Below are 14,034 nucleotides of genomic sequence, written 5' to 3'. Positions count from 1 at the left end.
GACTGCGCTACCGGAATGGGCCTCGGCTGTTCCGGTAGCCACCGAGGCAGAGCGCTTTGCCCGTTGCCTCAGTTACGGCGGCGGCCGCCCAATTCGACCCACACAGGGGCGTGATCGCTGGCCTTGGCCTCATTGCGCACCCAGGCATCTACCCCCGCCCCTTTCAGGTAAGGGGCGAGCTCGCGGTTGAGCAGCAGGTGGTCGATGCGCAGCCCGGCGTTACGTGCCCAGTGGTTGCGGAAGTAATCCCAGAAGGTGTACACGCGCTCGTCCGGGTACAGGTGGCGAACGGCATCCGTCCAACCTTGCGTCAGCAGACGCTCGAAACAGGCACGAGACTCTGGCTGCAACAAGGCATCCTTGAGCCAGGAACGTGTGTCGTAAATGTCCAGGTCCGTGGGCACCACGTTGAAATCACCCGCCAGGAGCGCTGGGTGCCCATTGGCATACAGCGTTTGCGCATGCTGGATCAGGCATTCGAACCAGCGCAACTTGTAATCGAATTTCGGCCCAGGCTGCGGATTACCGTTGGGCAGATACAAGCACCCGACCAGCACCCCATGCGCCGCTGCTTCCAGGTAACGGCTCTGGGTGTCGTCCTCCATGCCTGGCAGGCCACGTCGCACCTCCAGCGGCTCGCTGTCACGCGCCAGAATGGCCACGCCGTTCCAGGCGGGCTGGCCCTGATAAACACAGCCGTAACCTGCCGCTTCAATTTCCTGGCGCGGAAACTTGTGATCGGCGGCCTTCAACTCCTGCAGGCAGGCGATGTCGGGCCGTTCGCGCTTCAACCACTCCAGCAACGCAGGCAAGCGACTGCTGATGCCATTGATGTTGAACGTGGCGATGCGGAGGCTTTTCATGCGTCAGGGTCATTCACATGGGCCTGAACTGCGTCTTCCACCGCTCGCACATGGGCTTCGTCAGCCAGTGCCTTGAGCGCCAGCCAGTCGTCCCAGTCGAGTGTGCCATCGTCGCGCAGTGCCTCGGCGGTGCGCAGCAGTTCATGGTGGTAGGCGTCTGGCGATTCGCTGCGGTAACTGACGTCGTCGTACTGCGCGTACCACGCTGCCAGCTCGGGAATGCTGCGTTCGATACTCATGGCGCTGCCCTCGCTCAATCATTAAGGGTGAGAGCACCTCGAGCGCGCGATGTTCAGTCCGGGTGCATCGGCGGTAGAGAGCGGCCGGCCACTGCGCAACAGAACGACGCAGGAACCGGCCCCAAAAAAAACCCGTGCGCCAGGCACGGGCCGCTCAGTGAGCAACACCCGCTCTGGATCAGTTATCCAGTTCGTCCTTGACGACCTTGCCGTCGCGCGGATCGACCTTGAACTCGTACTGCTTGCCATCGGCTTTGATGCCCTCACCTTCCCAATGGCCGTCATCGGCCTCGATCTTGGTGATTTGCGTGTAGCCAGCGCCCTTCAGCGTCGCTTCCGCCTGGTCTTTGCTCACCTTCCAGTCAGCACCAGGCTGGTCCGCCCACGCCGCCGTACTGCCCAGCGCGGTCGCCAGCGCCAGGCCAGTGAACAGTCGAGTCATCGTCTTCATCGCCAACATCCTTTTTCATGAAAGTTAGCGGTACGACTGGCGGCCGCACCTCAGCGTTCAGTTTTGTTTCGGGGGCATGGATGCGATGTCATCAGCCAGCACCGCCGGTGAATTGCGTTGGAACTTCACGGCGTGACGATGGCCTCCTTCTCAGGCCTATCGAAAACGGAGAATCACGATGTACGACAAACTGAATGGCAAACGCGTGGCATTCCTGGTAACTGACGGTTTTGAACAGGTCGAGTTGACCGGCCCACGTGAAGCCCTGGAACAAACAGGCGCGGTGGTCGATATCCTGAGCGAAAAGGACGGCACGGTACGCGGGTGGAACCATGACAAACCGGCTGACGAGTTTACCGTGGATGCCACCTTCGACAGCGCGCAGGTGGACCTGTACGACGCCATTGTGTTGCCGGGCGGGGTGCAGAACTCCGATACCATCCGCCTGATCGAGGGCGCGCAAGCGCTGGTAAAAAGCCACGCTGCGGCAAACAAGCCACTGGCAGTAATCTGCCACGGGGCCTGGCTGCTGATATCGGCGGGCCTGGTAAAGGGCAAGCGGATGACCAGCTACCAGACCTTGCAGGACGATATTCGCAACGCCGGGGGCGAGTGGGTGGATGAGAAGGTGGTGGTAGACGGCCACCTGATCAGCAGCCGCAAGCCGGACGATATCCCAGCCTTCAACGATCAGTTGATCAAAGCACTGAGCGAATGAACCGCGTCAGCCAAGGCAGGCTGAGGTCGCGTTGATGCTGTGAGTTTTGCGCACCCGGTCATGCAGCGGGTGCTCAAAGCTCCAACCGGCCTGCCAGCAAGGCACTCAGCACCCCGGCAAGGTCATCGCCCTGTTCATCCAGCAGCCGCAGGGGTATGCCTTGCAAGACCGATTGTGACCCGGCTAGGTCCGCACCGACCAACGCCAGCGGGCACGCGACATCCATCTGCAAGGCGCGCAGCTGGCGGGCCATTGTTGCGCTCACCGAGCCCTGTGCGGCAATCACCAACGCTGCAGGCTGCACGGCGGCGCAGACCAGCGCCAGCTCTTCCAGTGGCTGATCACAGCCAAGCACGTCAATGCGCTGTTGCTCGCTGCTCAGCAACAGACCGGTGCACAGCAACTGCGCTTCAGCATGCCCTTCAGTGCCCGCCATTATCACGCGCGGCGCATTGGCCTGGTTCATCTGCAGGCGCATCAGTAGGCGCGCACGCAAGAAATTATCGAAGAACACCCATTGGCTGCGTTGGCCGAAGGCTCGCCCGGCAGCCAGTTGCTGCCAGACCGGCATCAGCACTTCGCGCAGCACCGTCGCCTTGGGCAAAAACGTGAACAACTGGCCATGCAGCGCATCCAGCGCTTGGGCATCGAACGCCTGGGTAGCACGCAGCAGCGCTGCGCGCCATTCGGCAAAGGCCGAATCCGATTGCATGGCGGCTTTCGGCTGGGCGGCGAGGCGCTCACCGACCTTGCTGATCGGCATCCCATGGTTGGTCCAGTGCAGAATGTCGCGGATACGCTGCACATCCTCGGCCGTGTACAGCCGGTGACCACCGTCGGTGCGCTGCGGGCGGAGCAAGCCGTGGCGCCGCTCCCAGGCGCGCAGGGTCACCGGGTTGATGCCCGTCAGGGTAACCACATCGCGCATGGGCAGCAGGTCGGCTTGAGTAGTATCAGTCATTGCACGGGTCGTCCGGGAAGTGCCCCATTCTAAACCGATACACACCTTCTGCGCAGTGCCGAACTGGGTCATCATGCAGCAAACTGCGCGCGAAGCCCTGCACAGAGGCTACGCTGCGCTTACTGAACATGACATTTGCGTAGGTAGCGCTACATGATCACTGCAAAACTCCTGCAACTGATGGTCGAGCAATCCAACGACGGCATCGTCGTAGCCGAGCAGGAAGGCGAAGACAGCATCCTCATCTATGCCAACACAGCTTTCGAGCGGCTGACGGGCTACCAGGCCAGGGACATCCTGTACCAGGACTGCCGCTTCTTGCAGGGCGCCGACCATGACCAGGAAGCCGTACAGCGCATCCGCGAGGCGATTCGTGACGGCAAGCCGTGCCGGGAAGTCCTGCGCAACTACCGCAAGGACGGCAGCCCGTTCTGGAACGAATTGTCCATCAGCCCAGTATTCAACCAGGCGGATCAACTGACCTACTACATCGGCATTCAGCACGATGTTTCCCGGCAGGTAGAGGCCGAGGCGCGGATCAAGGCGCTGGAAGCCGAGGTCGCTGAACTGCGGCAACAGCTGGCGCAACGCGAAAGCTGAAATAGCTATACAAAAACTTTGACTTGTACAATTTTTGTCGTAGGCTTCGAGTATACCTGTACAACAATCGGGTGTTGTACAGGATTGTCCGGAGCCGAGCATGTCCGCTTACCTGCAGCAGTTCGCCGAACGCTTTGCCCACCTTGACGTGGACAGCCTCGATTCACTGAACACCCTGTACAGCGAAGACGTTGTCTTCCGCGACCCCCTGCATCAAATTCACGGGCTCGACGCCCTGCAGGCCTATTTCGCCCAGTTGTACGCCAATGCCCGCGATATCCGCTATGCCTTCGCCGCGGCGGACGAGGTGCTACCTGGCCAGGGTTACCTGCGCTGGACCCTCGAGTTTCGTCACCCACGGCTGGCACGGGGGGCACCGATAACGGTGCAAGGCTGCAGTTTTCTGCAGTGGCGTGACCGCGTCCATTTTCACCAGGATTTCTTCGACGCCGGCGCCCTGTTGTATGAGCACGTTCCACTGATGGGCGGGGCCATTCGCTGGCTCAAAGGCAGGCTGGCATGAGCCGCTGCTGGCTGACAGGCGCTAGCAGTGGCCTTGGCGCAGCCCTTGCGCAAGCGCTGCTGGAACAAGGGCACCAGGTCGCGTTGGGTGGCCGTCGCAGCCAGGCACTGCTGCCGTTGGCCGAGCGGTATCCGGGGCAGGTGCTGTTGGCCGAGGGCGACATTGCCGACGCTGCACAAGTGGCACAGATGGCCGCCCGCATCGAGCAAGCCTGGGGTGGGCTGGACATGGCGGTCTTCAATGCAGGCACTTGTGAATACCTGGAGCCCGGCCACTTCGACCCGGCGCTTGTCGAACGCGTGGTACGCACCAACCTGCTGGGCGTGAGCAACTGCCTGGCCGCCGCCCTGCCCTTGCTGCGGGCAGGCGTGCGCCCGCACCTGGTGGTGGTCGGCAGTTCGGTAACCTGGCTGGCCTTGCCCCGTGCCGGAGCCTACGGGGCGTCCAAGGCAGCCGTGCGTTACCTGGTGGAGTCGCAGCGGATCGACTTGGCACGCGAGGGTATCGACGTGACGTTGGTCAGCCCGGGCTTTGTCGATACGCCGTTGACCCGCCGCAACGACTTCCCCATGCCGCAACTGTGGTCTGCCGAGCGCGCGGCACAACATATTGCCAAGCGCTTGCCCCGGCGCCCGCTTGAAATCAACTTCCCGAGCCTTTTCACCTGGGGCCTGCGTGTGCTCGGGGCCCTGCCCCCGCGTCTGCGCCTGGCCCTGGGCCTGCGCTTGGCCCGCCACGAACAGGACTGACCCATGCGCATCGCCATTATTGGAAGCGGCATTGCCGGCCTCACCTGTGCCTACCTGCTCTCCCGTCGCCACGCGGTCACGGTGTTCGAAGCCGCGAGCTGGGTCGGCGGCCACACCCACACCGTGGACGTGGACTGGGCAGGCGAGCGCTATGCCATCGATACTGGCTTCATCGTGTTCAACGACTGGACCTACCCGAACTTCATTCGTTTGCTCGAGCAACTGGATGTGGGCTCACAACCCACGCAGATGAGCTTCTCCGTAAACGACCCGCTCAGCGGCCTGGAATACAACGGTCATAGCCTCGACACCCTGTTCGCACAACGCAGCAACCTGCTGTCACCGGGTTTCTGGGGGATGCTGCGCGAAATCCTGCGCTTCAACCGGCAGGCTATCGCCGACCTGGATGCAGGGCGAATAGACGATCACACCACGCTGGGCAGCTATCTTCAGGCGCAAGGCTACGGGCAACGTTTTGTCGATCACTACGTGGTGCCCATGGGCTCCGCGATCTGGTCGATGTCCCGGGCCGACATGCTGGCTTTTCCGTTGCAGTTCTTCGTGCGCTTTTGCCGCAACCACGGCCTGCTGTCGGTCAATAAGCGGCCGCAATGGCGGGTGATAGAAGGTGGTTCACGCAGCTATATCGGCCCGCTGAGCCGGCGGTTTGCCGAACAGGTACGGCTTGACTGCAAGGTTCACCGGGTCGACCGAGACCAGGATGGGGTGACCCTGCACAGCGCTGCCGGCACCGAGCGCTTCGACAAAGTGGTATTCGCCTGTCACAGCGACCAAGCCCTTGCCCTGCTGCAGGCACCGAGTACACAGGAGCAGGCAGTACTGGGCGCCATCGGCTACGCCGACAATGATGTGGTGCTGCACACCGACACCCGCCTGCTGCCCCGCCGGCGCAGAGCCTGGGCCAGTTGGAACTACCGCCTGGCCGGCGACGGTCAGGCACCGGCCGCGCTGACCTACAACATGAATATCCTGCAAGGCCTGCAGGCGCCGGTGACGTTCTGCGTGAGCCTGAACCAGACCGCCCTGATCGACCCCGCCCAGATCATCGCCCGCTTCAGTTACGCCCACCCGCAATACAGCCTGGCGGCGCTGGCCGCACAGGCCCGGCATGCGCAGCTGCAAGGCAGTCAGCACAGCTATTTCTGCGGGGCCTACTGGGGCAACGGCTTTCACGAGGACGGCGTCACCAGCGCGCTGCAGGTGGCCAGCCATTTCGGGGAACAGCTATGAACAGCGGTCTGTGCCTGGGCTGGCTCAGCCACCGGCGCCTGAGCCCGCGGCCGCACGCCTTCCGCTACCAAGTCGGCATGTTCTACCTGGACCTGGACGAGCAAGCCTGGCTGATGACCCTGTCGCGCTGGTTACGGCGCTCGCGCCTGGCGCCGCTGAGCTTCCGTGAAACCGATTACCTGCCGGCCTTTACCGGCCAAGGGCAATCGCTGGCCGGCGCCGCGCGGCGGTTGGTGGGCCGAGCCACGGGCCAGGTGCCGGAAGGGCCGGTACGCCTGCTGACCCAGCTGCGTTGCTGGGGACTGGCGTTCAACCCGGTGAGTTTCTACTTCTGCCACGACCGCGATGGGCACCTGGCGGCAATCCTGCTGGAAGTACGCAACACCCCTTGGCGAGAGCGCTTCCACTATGTGCTGCCCGTACAGGGCGGGCTGGCGCAGCCGTTCGCGGTGAACAAGGCCTTTCACGTGTCGCCGTTCATGCCGCTGGACATGGACTACCGCTTGCGCTTCCACCTCGACGAGAGCCGGGTGCGCATCCACATGGAAAACTGGCAAAGCGGCCACAAGGTCTTCGAAGCCGACCTGGCACTACGGCGCCAACCCTTGGACCGTCCCGCCTTGCACCGCTACATCCTGGCCTTCCCCTGGATGAGCCTGCGCACCCTGACGGGCATCTACTGGCAAGCCCTGCGCCTGTTCTGCAAGCGCACGCCTATTCACGACCACACCGCCAGCCAGGGCGACCTGGCACTTGGCCAACCTTGCGAGGACTCCGATCATGTCCAATCCCACCCTGAGCGTTAGCAAGTCAGCAGGCATCGCCCCTTGGTTGGGCGCGCTGGCGCGCAACGCTGTGCTGGCACAACTGGGCAAGTTGCGCCATGGCCACCTGCGTGTGCTCTGCCATGGTCAACAATGGGCCTTCGGTGATGCCGCCAGTGCCCTGCAGGCGGAGGTGGAAATTCTCGATGATGCTGCCTGGAACCTGCTGGCGAGCAATGGTTCGATCGGTGCCGGTGAGGGCTATATCCATGGTTACTGGCGCAGCCCGGACCTGGCCCTGGTCACGCGGTTGTTCGTCGCCAACCTCGAGGTGCTCGACGCCCTCGAAGGGGGCCTGGCGCGGTTGGGCCGGCCTGCCCTGCGCCTGCTGCACCGGCTCAACCGCAACAGCAGGCGCGGTGCGCGACGCAACATACTGGCCCATTATGACTTGGGCAACGCATTGTTCGAACAGCTGCTGGACCCGACCATGATGTACTCGGCTGCCCAGTTCGAGCACCCCGACCAACCCCTTGAACAGGCCCAGCTTCGCAAGCTGCAACGCATCTGCGAAAAGCTTGAACTGGGCCCGGAAGACCACCTGCTGGAGATCGGCACTGGCTGGGGCAGCCTTGCCATCCATGCGGCCAGCCATCATGGTTGCCGGGTCACCACCACCACCCTGTCCCAGGCGCAATACAGCCATACCCTGCAACGGGTCAAAGACCTGGGGCTGGAGCGGCAGATCACGGTGCTGCAGGAGGACTACCGCGACCTGCGCGGCACATTCGACAAGCTGGTGTCGATCGAGATGATCGAGGCTGTAGGCCACCGTTACCTGCCCACGTACTTCCGCCAGTGTGGAGCGTTGCTCAAGCCCGATGGCCTGATGCTGATCCAGGCGATCACCATTCGCGACCAGCGCTATGCTCAGGCACGGCGCTCGGTGGACTTCATCCAGCGCTATATTTTCCCCGGCGGCGCCCTGCCCTCGCTCAGCGTGCTGGTCGATACGGCCAGCCGCCAGACAGCGCTGAACCTGGTTCACATGGAGGATTTCGGTGTCGACTATGCCCTGACGCTGCGGCACTGGCACGACAATCTGAAGCAGTCGCGCGCCGCGCTCGCGGCGTTGGGTTATGACGAGACGTTCCAGCGCCTGTGGGAGTTTTATCTGTGCTACTGCCAGGGCGGTTTCGAGGAGCGTGCCATTGGCGTGGCGCAGCTGTTGTGGGCGGCGCCGAACGCGCGTCGCGCGCCGCTGCCTGTACCGGCGTGATGGTTACCCGCGGCCAGGTTGCCAATGCGCTGTGGCTGCAATTGGGCTGGTGGTTGTGCATATGGGGCGCCAGCACACCTTGGGTGCTGGTGCTGGTACCTGTGGGCCTGGCGCTACACCTGTGGACATGCACACAGCCGCGGGCAGAAGCTTGGGCGCTGTTACGCGTAACCCTGGTTGGCTGCCTGCTGGACAGCCTGCTAGGCAGTTTTGGCGTATTTGATTTTCATGCCTGGCCGTTACCCTTGTGGCTGGCATCGATGTGGTTGGTGCTGGCCAGCGGTTTGCGCCATAGCCTGGCCTGGGCAGGCCGGCCGTTTTTGCGCGGTGCCGTGGTCGGCGCGGTTGCCGGCCCCCTGGCGTATCTGGGCGGCGCGAGGCTGGCCGATGTCACGCTGCCCCTGGGGCCTTTGGCAACCACCCTGATTCTAGTGCCGATCTGGGCCTTGGCCCTGCCCTTGCTGGTGCGCCTGGCCGCGTGGCGCTGATCGGCGACAGCGCTCGGAACAATAACACACCTCGTCCCAGCAACGCGCCCAGCGCTTGCGCCAGGCGAATGGCCGGCCACACACCACGCACAGCTTGCTTGGCAGGTTTTGCTTCTTCACAGCGGCCTGCCTGCATCCAGCTCGGCGAGCAACTGCTCTCCACGTTGCCACACACCATCACGGCGCGCGGCAGCCATGCGGTCGAGGTTGCGGTAGACCATTGCCAGGCGCGGGTTGGCCGACAGGCGTTGACGGTGGCGCATAAGAAAATGCCAGTACAGCGCATTGAACGGGCAGGCATCGGCTTCCACCACCTTGTCTACCCGATAGCTGCAGGCCTTGCAGTGGTCGGACATCCGCTGGATGTAGCGCCCGCTGGCGCAATACGGTTTGGAGCCCAGGTAGCCACCGTCGGCATGCATCACCATGCCAAGCGTGTTGGGCAGTTCGACCCAGTCGAACGCATCGATGTAAACCGCCAGGTACCATTCACAGATGGCGGCAGGCGCGATGCCTGCCAACAGCGCAAAGTTGCCGGTCACCATCAGCCGCTGCACGTGGTGCGCGTACCCAAGCCGCAGCGTTTGCCCTATCGCTTGCGCCATGCAGCGCATGCGGGTGTTACCGGTCCAGTAGAACTCGGGCAAGGCGCGGGCGTTGCCGAAGTGGTTCAATGTGGCGTAGTCGGGCATGCGCAGCCAATACACGCCGCGGACATATTCACGCCAACCGATCAGTTGGCGGATGAAGCCTTCGGCGGCGTTCAGCGGCACCCTGCCTTCGCGCCAGGCCTGTTGCACGTCTTCGCACAACTGCCGCACATCGAGCAAGCCGATGTTCAGGGCCGCGCTGATGCGTGAATGGAAAAGATACGGCTCACCTTCGGCCATGGCGTCCTGGTAGTCACCGAATGCCGCCAGACCGAAGTCGAGAAAGTGCTGCCACAGTTCAAGCGCCTGCTGATGGGTGACGGGGTACTCGAACCCGTCTATCTCGCCGTAGTGGTCGCCGAAGCGCTGGCGTACCAGCGCCATCACCGCCAGGGTAATGGCATCGGGCGTAAAGCGCGCCGCGAACGGAGCGCCCAGGTAGCGAGGCAGTGGTTTACGGTTTTCACTGTCGAAGTTCCAAGTGCCCCCGGCAGGGCTGCCATCGAGCTCCAGCAGCAGGCCGCACCGCTTGCGCATACCGCGATAGAAATGCTCCATGCGCAGTTGCCGGCGACCCTCGGCCCAGCGCGCGAAGGCCTCACGCGAGCACAGAAAGCGGGTGTCGCGGTGCCACGTCAAGGGCAGCCCGGACTCGCGCAACGCGTGCTCGAGCCGCCACTCGCCACATTCGGTGAGGTCGATCTGCGCCGCGCCAAGCCGTTCTCGCCAGCGGCGCAGCTCACCGACGATGGTGCCGCTGTTGTCGCTGTCATCGATCGGTACGTAGTGCACTTGCCAGCCGCGCTCGCGCAGCGCCTGGGCAAAGTGGCGCATGGCGCTGAAAACGAGCACGATCTTTTGCGGGTGATGGGGCACATAGCGCGCTTCGCCCTCCACCTCTGCCATCAGGATAGCGTCCTGGGCAGGGTTCAGTGCCTTCAGGCTTGGCAGCTCCAGCGACAACTGGTCACCCAGCACCAGGCCCAGGCGCACGGGGCGGCCTACCACTGGCTGGCCAGGGTAATCGGCACCCGCAACGGTACAATGGGGCCGTCACGTTGCCCGCACATCTCATCATGCACCGACTGCTGCACCAGCACGCATGGCACCTCGGCCATGTCGGCCAGCAAATCGCGCAGTTCGGTGGTGGAGCGCAGCCGCACAGGCTGCCCTTGTGCATCGCTCAGGGTAACCGGGCCGGTTGCGGTGATGGCACGCAAAACGTAGAAGCCGCCTTCCAGCGACAGCACTTCAAGCTCTTCGATTTCGCCAGCATCCACGTGCTGGGCCAATGCATTCAGGTTCATGGCGTAGCCTCCGGCAGGCGGCGGAAGAACAGCGTGATCTGGCCGATCTCCACACCTAGTTTGCTCATGCTCGAGCGGTTGATCAGCGTGTCGTCATCCATCAGGTACATCCAGTCGTCCAGGTCCACCTCCCAGTGCTTGCCGTCCACCGGCAAGTCCAGCCGGTAACGCCAGCGCAGCGCATTGCCCGCCACTTCGCCGCGGGCCTCGCCGATCACGTCGCCGGCCGTGCCCCGCCAGCGCCCAGGCCCGTCCGGCACCAAGGTCCAAGTGCGCTGCTGGCGCGTGCCGTCGCTGTACACGAAGTGCTCGTCGAGAATCAGCCGCTCACCTTCCCGGCGGCTGTCAATGCGCACATGAAACCGCTTGACCACCTCGCCGGAACGCTTCTGGAACATGCCCCAGGCCTGAACCGGCCGGGAGAAGAACGCCGCCAGGTCGAGCTTGGGTTGCTCACCGGCATAATGCTCGACCCCCACGTTGCCGCAACTGCCCAACAGCAGGCAGCCAACCAGTAACAGCGCTTTGCCAACGTTCATGTCACGGCTCTCCATCGGTGCCGGCCAGCCCAAGCAAGCGCTGCCGTAATTGTGGGTCCCTGGCATTCGGGCCGAGCCAGATGGCGAAGAATGCCCGGGCAAAGACAGGGTCGGTGATTTCGCGGCTGAGTTTGCCGTCAACGTAAAAACGGCAGCCTTGGCCCGGCAGGTAAACACCCGTGATGCGCATGCCAGGGTGCACGTCAACGAATGCCTGTTGCAGCAGCGCGGTCAGTTGCGCGCTGCGTTGCGCCGTCATGCTGCCCCCGTCGAGCCTGCGCATTTCTGCAAAGCTGGCTTCGACCAAAGTGTCTCTGGACAGCGAGCGGTGGTAACGCAGCTCCAGCGCGAACGGCTCATCCCAGCGCTGCACGGGGCCGGCAGCCCACAGCCGCGCACTGTACAAACGCAGGCCCCACCAGCTGAAATCGCCTTCTCCCAGCCGTTGTGCGGCCGGCACATCCGAGCGCCAGTCCGCCACAGCCGCCGTGGCCAGAGCGGTCAGCAACAGACACAGGGATGTGAATCGGGCTGGGACTGCCATGCTGGCCTCGGCTGCCATGACTAATATTGTACAAACATAGCATGTTGTACAGGTTTGTCACCCTCAATGTACAGCTTTTTGTATCAGTTAAAAGGCAGCCGCAGGGTTGCTGCCAAGCCCCCGCTCGGTCGGTTCTCAAGGTGAACATGCCCGCCCAGGCGGTCAATGATGGTGGCGACAATGGACAGCCCCAGCCCGGCACCGTTGGGGCTGTTACGGCTGTAGAAGCGCTCGAACACGCGCGCTATGTCAGCCGGCTCGATACCTGGGCCTTCATCCTCCACGATCAGCTCGAAACGGTTTTCCCGGCGCCTGAGCAGTACGCTGATGCGCCCTCCCGGGGGCGAGTGCTCGACGGCGTTGGAAACCAGGTTCTGGAACGCGATGGTCAACGCACCGGCGTCGATGCCCAGGTGGTGATCACCCTCACCGATATCCAGCGATGGCTCCAGGCCGCGGTCGAGTATCCAGGGAGTCAGCTCGGCCATGGTGTCGGTGACCACCTCACCCAGGTCGACCTTGACCGCGGCGTGCTGGCCCAGGCGCGGCTCGACACGGGCCAGGGTCAGCAACTGGTTGACCACCCGGGTCAGCCGGTCCACACCGCCAATCAGAAAGCCCAGCGCCTTGCGCCGTTCGGCCTCGCTCGCGGCCTCGAGTGCGTTCTGGGCATGCAGGCGCAACACCGCCAGCGGCGTGCGCATTTCATGGGCGGCGTCGGCAATGAAGCGGTGCTCGCGCCGCAGCATGTCTTCGATCTGCGCCAGCAGGCGGTTGATGGCCGCTTGCATGGGTTCCAGCTCCGAGGGCAATGGCGCCAGGCGCAAGGGTTCGAGTGAATCGGCGTGGCGCGCGCGAATGACCGTGGCCATGTTCTGCAAGGGGCGCAGCCCCCAGCCGATCGCGACCCATACCAGCAACACCAGGGCCAGGCTGCCGAGCAGGAAGGGGAACAAGGTATGGCGCACGATCCGGTCGATCAGGTCGTAGCGCACATCATCGCGTTCACCCACCCAGATGACCCAGTGCTTTTCCGGCACCGGTAACACGAAGCCGCGCCATTGCCGGTCACCACTGGAAAAGTCGTAGAACCCGGGTTCGGACGGCGGCAGCGACAGCTGCGGGGCACTGGGTGTATGCACCAGCAAGACGCCCCCCTCACCCCATACCTGGAATGCCAGCTTGCTCTCGTAGGGGTGGCCAACCCGGTGGTGGCCGGCCTGGGCCAAGGCGTCGTTGAACGCCTGGTACATGGCCTCGCGCGAGCCGCCCTGGACCGGCAGGCTCATGACCCCCTGCAGCAGGCGGGCATTCTGCGCCAGGTGGGCGTCGTACACTTCGTTGATCTCATGGCGACTGTCATGATAGTTGTACAGCGTCAGCAGGCCTGTCCCCAGCAGCAACAGCAGCATGACCCGCCACAACGTCCTTCGCCGCAACGAGGTCATGCCTTGCCCTCGACCAGGTAGCCAATGCCCCGCACCGTGCGGATCAGGCCGTTGTTGAGCTTTTTGCGCAGGTGGTAGATGTGCACTTCCAGGGTATTGCTCTCGGGCTCTTCATCCCAGCCATACAGCAGCTGGGTCAGGCGTTCACGGGTGAACACCTTGCCCGGCTGGGCCAGCAATTCATGCAGCAAGCGGTACTCCTTGGGGGTCAATATCACTTCCAGCCCTTGGTAATGCACCTGCTGGGTAGCGGGGTCGAGCATGACCCCCGCATGCTCGATCAATACTTTGGCACGCCCGGCGCTGCGCCTGAGCAAAGCCCGCAAGCGGGCCTTCAGCTCGTTGAGGTCGAACGGCTTGATCAGGTAGTCGTCAGCGCCAGCATCCAGCCCGGCGATGCGATCATCCAGGGCGTCCCGCGCGGTGAGGATCAGTACCGGCAAGCTATTGCCAGCGCCTCTCACGCGCCGAAGTACCTCGATGCCATCCAGGCGCGGCAAGCCCAGGTCCAGGATGGCCAGGTCGAATGTTTCATGCAGCAGCGCGTGCACCCCATTCTGGCCGTCGCGCAACCAGTCGAGTGTATAACCCTCCTGGCGCAAGCCATCGCAGATCCCCTCCCCCAGTGCGGTATCGTCCTCAACCAGCAGTAGCCGCATG

Annotated in this window: 19 protein-coding genes; 8 read left to right on the top strand and 11 right to left on the bottom strand. The window is 63.4% G+C overall.

All coding sequences use genetic code 11. The features are described from left to right. Nucleotides 1–68: 68 nt before the first annotated feature. From xth to L1P09_RS10995, 3 genes are all read right to left on the bottom strand, one after another. Nucleotides 69–863: an exodeoxyribonuclease III gene (gene xth, locus L1P09_RS11005; RefSeq protein WP_192439969.1), complete on the bottom strand. Its 795-nt coding sequence runs from the start codon at nt 861–863 to the stop codon at nt 69–71. Continuing rightward, on the bottom strand, nt 860–1,102 hold the full coding sequence (locus tag L1P09_RS11000; protein WP_054903843.1) for a hypothetical protein: 243 nt from the start codon (nt 1,100–1,102) through the stop codon (nt 860–862). The genes xth and L1P09_RS11000 overlap by 4 nt, the downstream gene beginning before the upstream one ends. A 178-nt stretch (nt 1,103–1,280) precedes the next feature. Further along, a complete protein-coding gene (locus tag L1P09_RS10995; RefSeq protein ID WP_047149911.1) occupies nt 1,281–1,553 on the bottom strand; it encodes a PepSY domain-containing protein in 273 nt (90 codons plus the stop codon). Nucleotides 1,554–1,731: 178 nt separating this feature from the next. On the opposite strand from L1P09_RS10995, the gene L1P09_RS10990 reads away from it, so the two are divergent. After that, nucleotides 1,732–2,271 (top strand): type 1 glutamine amidotransferase domain-containing protein, encoded by a 540-nt coding sequence (locus L1P09_RS10990; protein ID WP_054903842.1) that lies wholly within the window; start codon nt 1,732–1,734, stop codon nt 2,269–2,271. 73 nt (nt 2,272–2,344) lie between these two features. Here L1P09_RS10990 and L1P09_RS10985 read toward each other — a convergent pair whose 3' ends face one another. Further along, nucleotides 2,345–3,232, bottom strand: coding sequence for a MerR family transcriptional regulator (locus L1P09_RS10985; protein WP_192439968.1), 888 nt, complete (start codon nt 3,230–3,232; stop codon nt 2,345–2,347). Between the two features lie 153 nt (nt 3,233–3,385). Between L1P09_RS10985 and L1P09_RS10980 the strand changes: the two genes are divergently transcribed. The 7 genes from L1P09_RS10980 (at nt 3,386) to L1P09_RS10950 (ending at nt 8,886) form a co-directional block, all read left to right on the top strand. Further along, nucleotides 3,386–3,832 (top strand): PAS sensor domain-containing protein, encoded by a 447-nt coding sequence (locus L1P09_RS10980; protein WP_054903840.1) that lies wholly within the window; start codon nt 3,386–3,388, stop codon nt 3,830–3,832. Nucleotides 3,833–3,932: 100 nt separating this feature from the next. Further along, entirely contained in the window at nt 3,933–4,355 is a 423-nt protein-coding gene (locus tag L1P09_RS10975) for a nuclear transport factor 2 family protein (protein WP_029887149.1), read from the top strand. Then, a complete protein-coding gene (locus L1P09_RS10970) occupies nt 4,352–5,104 on the top strand; it encodes an SDR family NAD(P)-dependent oxidoreductase (protein WP_009685534.1) in 753 nt (250 codons plus the stop codon). The genes L1P09_RS10975 and L1P09_RS10970 overlap by 4 nt, the downstream gene beginning before the upstream one ends. Before the next feature lie 3 nt (nt 5,105–5,107). Further along, nucleotides 5,108–6,355 (top strand): NAD(P)/FAD-dependent oxidoreductase, encoded by a 1,248-nt coding sequence (locus tag L1P09_RS10965; RefSeq protein ID WP_192439966.1) that lies wholly within the window; start codon nt 5,108–5,110, stop codon nt 6,353–6,355. After that, nucleotides 6,352–7,161 carry a DUF1365 domain-containing protein gene (locus tag L1P09_RS10960; protein ID WP_054903837.1) on the top strand — a complete coding sequence of 270 codons (810 nt, stop codon included), beginning with the start codon at nt 6,352–6,354 and terminating at the stop codon, nt 7,159–7,161. The genes L1P09_RS10965 and L1P09_RS10960 overlap by 4 nt, the downstream gene beginning before the upstream one ends. Then, on the top strand, nt 7,136–8,398 hold the full coding sequence (locus tag L1P09_RS10955; RefSeq protein WP_054903836.1) for an SAM-dependent methyltransferase: 1,263 nt from the start codon (nt 7,136–7,138) through the stop codon (nt 8,396–8,398). Before L1P09_RS10960 ends, L1P09_RS10955 begins: the two co-directional genes overlap by 26 nt. Then, the gene (locus L1P09_RS10950) at nt 8,398–8,886 is read left to right on the top strand and encodes a DUF2878 domain-containing protein (RefSeq protein ID WP_235768955.1); all 489 of its coding nucleotides are present in this window, start codon (nt 8,398–8,400) and stop codon (nt 8,884–8,886) included. The genes L1P09_RS10955 and L1P09_RS10950 overlap by 1 nt, the downstream gene beginning before the upstream one ends. Here L1P09_RS10950 and L1P09_RS10945 read toward each other — a convergent pair. From L1P09_RS10945 to L1P09_RS10915, 7 genes are all read right to left on the bottom strand, one after another. Further along, nucleotides 8,827–9,006 (bottom strand): DUF2256 domain-containing protein, encoded by a 180-nt coding sequence (locus L1P09_RS10945; RefSeq protein WP_235768815.1) that lies wholly within the window; start codon nt 9,004–9,006, stop codon nt 8,827–8,829. The genes L1P09_RS10950 and L1P09_RS10945 overlap by 60 nt on opposite strands. Further along, on the bottom strand, nt 9,003–10,529 hold the full coding sequence (locus L1P09_RS10940) for a cryptochrome/photolyase family protein (RefSeq protein WP_235768954.1): 1,527 nt from the start codon (nt 10,527–10,529) through the stop codon (nt 9,003–9,005). The genes L1P09_RS10945 and L1P09_RS10940 overlap by 4 nt, the downstream gene beginning before the upstream one ends. Nucleotides 10,530–10,537: 8 nt before the next feature. Next, nucleotides 10,538–10,843 carry a DUF6482 family protein gene (locus tag L1P09_RS10935; protein WP_054903835.1) on the bottom strand — a complete coding sequence of 102 codons (306 nt, stop codon included), beginning with the start codon at nt 10,841–10,843 and terminating at the stop codon, nt 10,538–10,540. Next, a complete protein-coding gene (locus L1P09_RS10930) occupies nt 10,840–11,382 on the bottom strand; it encodes a DUF3833 domain-containing protein (RefSeq protein ID WP_029887143.1) in 543 nt (180 codons plus the stop codon). The genes L1P09_RS10935 and L1P09_RS10930 overlap by 4 nt, the downstream gene beginning before the upstream one ends. A gap of 1 nt (nt 11,383) precedes the next feature. After that, a complete protein-coding gene (locus L1P09_RS10925) occupies nt 11,384–11,926 on the bottom strand; it encodes a chalcone isomerase family protein (protein WP_235768814.1) in 543 nt (180 codons plus the stop codon). Between the two features lie 83 nt (nt 11,927–12,009). Continuing rightward, nucleotides 12,010–13,374, bottom strand: coding sequence for a sensor histidine kinase (locus L1P09_RS10920; protein ID WP_054903834.1), 1,365 nt, complete (start codon nt 13,372–13,374; stop codon nt 12,010–12,012). After that, the gene (locus tag L1P09_RS10915) at nt 13,371–14,033 is read right to left on the bottom strand and encodes a response regulator (RefSeq protein ID WP_054903833.1); all 663 of its coding nucleotides are present in this window, start codon (nt 14,031–14,033) and stop codon (nt 13,371–13,373) included. The genes L1P09_RS10920 and L1P09_RS10915 overlap by 4 nt, the downstream gene beginning before the upstream one ends. Nucleotide 14,034: the final 1 nt, after the last annotated feature.

This window comes from Pseudomonas juntendi, from assembly GCF_021560075.1.
GTDB lineage: Bacteria > Pseudomonadota > Gammaproteobacteria > Pseudomonadales > Pseudomonadaceae > Aquipseudomonas > Aquipseudomonas juntendi.
Note: the sequence above shows the minus strand (reverse complement) of the source record. Positions and strands in the feature narration are given on the sequence as shown.

What these genes read in the sequence shown, in the direction of transcription:
- xth (WP_192439969.1), bottom strand. Translation starts at nt 863, where the DNA reads ATGAAAAGCCTCCGCATCGCCACGTTCAACATCAATGGCATCAGCAGT.
- L1P09_RS11000 (WP_054903843.1), bottom strand. Translation starts at nt 1,102, where the DNA reads ATGAGTATCGAACGCAGCATTCCCGAGCTGGCAGCGTGGTACGCGCAG.
- L1P09_RS10995 (WP_047149911.1), bottom strand. Translation starts at nt 1,553, where the DNA reads ATGAAGACGATGACTCGACTGTTCACTGGCCTGGCGCTGGCGACCGCG.
- L1P09_RS10990 (WP_054903842.1), top strand. Translation starts at nt 1,732, where the DNA reads ATGTACGACAAACTGAATGGCAAACGCGTGGCATTCCTGGTAACTGAC.
- L1P09_RS10985 (WP_192439968.1), bottom strand. Translation starts at nt 3,232, where the DNA reads ATGACTGATACTACTCAAGCCGACCTGCTGCCCATGCGCGATGTGGTT.
- L1P09_RS10980 (WP_054903840.1), top strand. Translation starts at nt 3,386, where the DNA reads ATGATCACTGCAAAACTCCTGCAACTGATGGTCGAGCAATCCAACGAC.
- L1P09_RS10975 (WP_029887149.1), top strand. Translation starts at nt 3,933, where the DNA reads ATGTCCGCTTACCTGCAGCAGTTCGCCGAACGCTTTGCCCACCTTGAC.
- L1P09_RS10970 (WP_009685534.1), top strand. Translation starts at nt 4,352, where the DNA reads ATGAGCCGCTGCTGGCTGACAGGCGCTAGCAGTGGCCTTGGCGCAGCC.
- L1P09_RS10965 (WP_192439966.1), top strand. Translation starts at nt 5,108, where the DNA reads ATGCGCATCGCCATTATTGGAAGCGGCATTGCCGGCCTCACCTGTGCC.
- L1P09_RS10960 (WP_054903837.1), top strand. Translation starts at nt 6,352, where the DNA reads ATGAACAGCGGTCTGTGCCTGGGCTGGCTCAGCCACCGGCGCCTGAGC.
- L1P09_RS10955 (WP_054903836.1), top strand. Translation starts at nt 7,136, where the DNA reads ATGTCCAATCCCACCCTGAGCGTTAGCAAGTCAGCAGGCATCGCCCCT.
- L1P09_RS10950 (WP_235768955.1), top strand. Translation starts at nt 8,398, where the DNA reads ATGGTTACCCGCGGCCAGGTTGCCAATGCGCTGTGGCTGCAATTGGGC.
- L1P09_RS10935 (WP_054903835.1), bottom strand. Translation starts at nt 10,843, where the DNA reads ATGAACCTGAATGCATTGGCCCAGCACGTGGATGCTGGCGAAATCGAA.
- L1P09_RS10930 (WP_029887143.1), bottom strand. Translation starts at nt 11,382, where the DNA reads ATGAACGTTGGCAAAGCGCTGTTACTGGTTGGCTGCCTGCTGTTGGGC.
- L1P09_RS10925 (WP_235768814.1), bottom strand. Translation starts at nt 11,926, where the DNA reads ATGGCAGTCCCAGCCCGATTCACATCCCTGTGTCTGTTGCTGACCGCT.
- L1P09_RS10920 (WP_054903834.1), bottom strand. Translation starts at nt 13,374, where the DNA reads ATGACCTCGTTGCGGCGAAGGACGTTGTGGCGGGTCATGCTGCTGTTG.
- L1P09_RS10915 (WP_054903833.1), bottom strand. Translation starts at nt 14,033, where the DNA reads ATGCGGCTACTGCTGGTTGAGGACGATACCGCACTGGGGGAGGGGATC.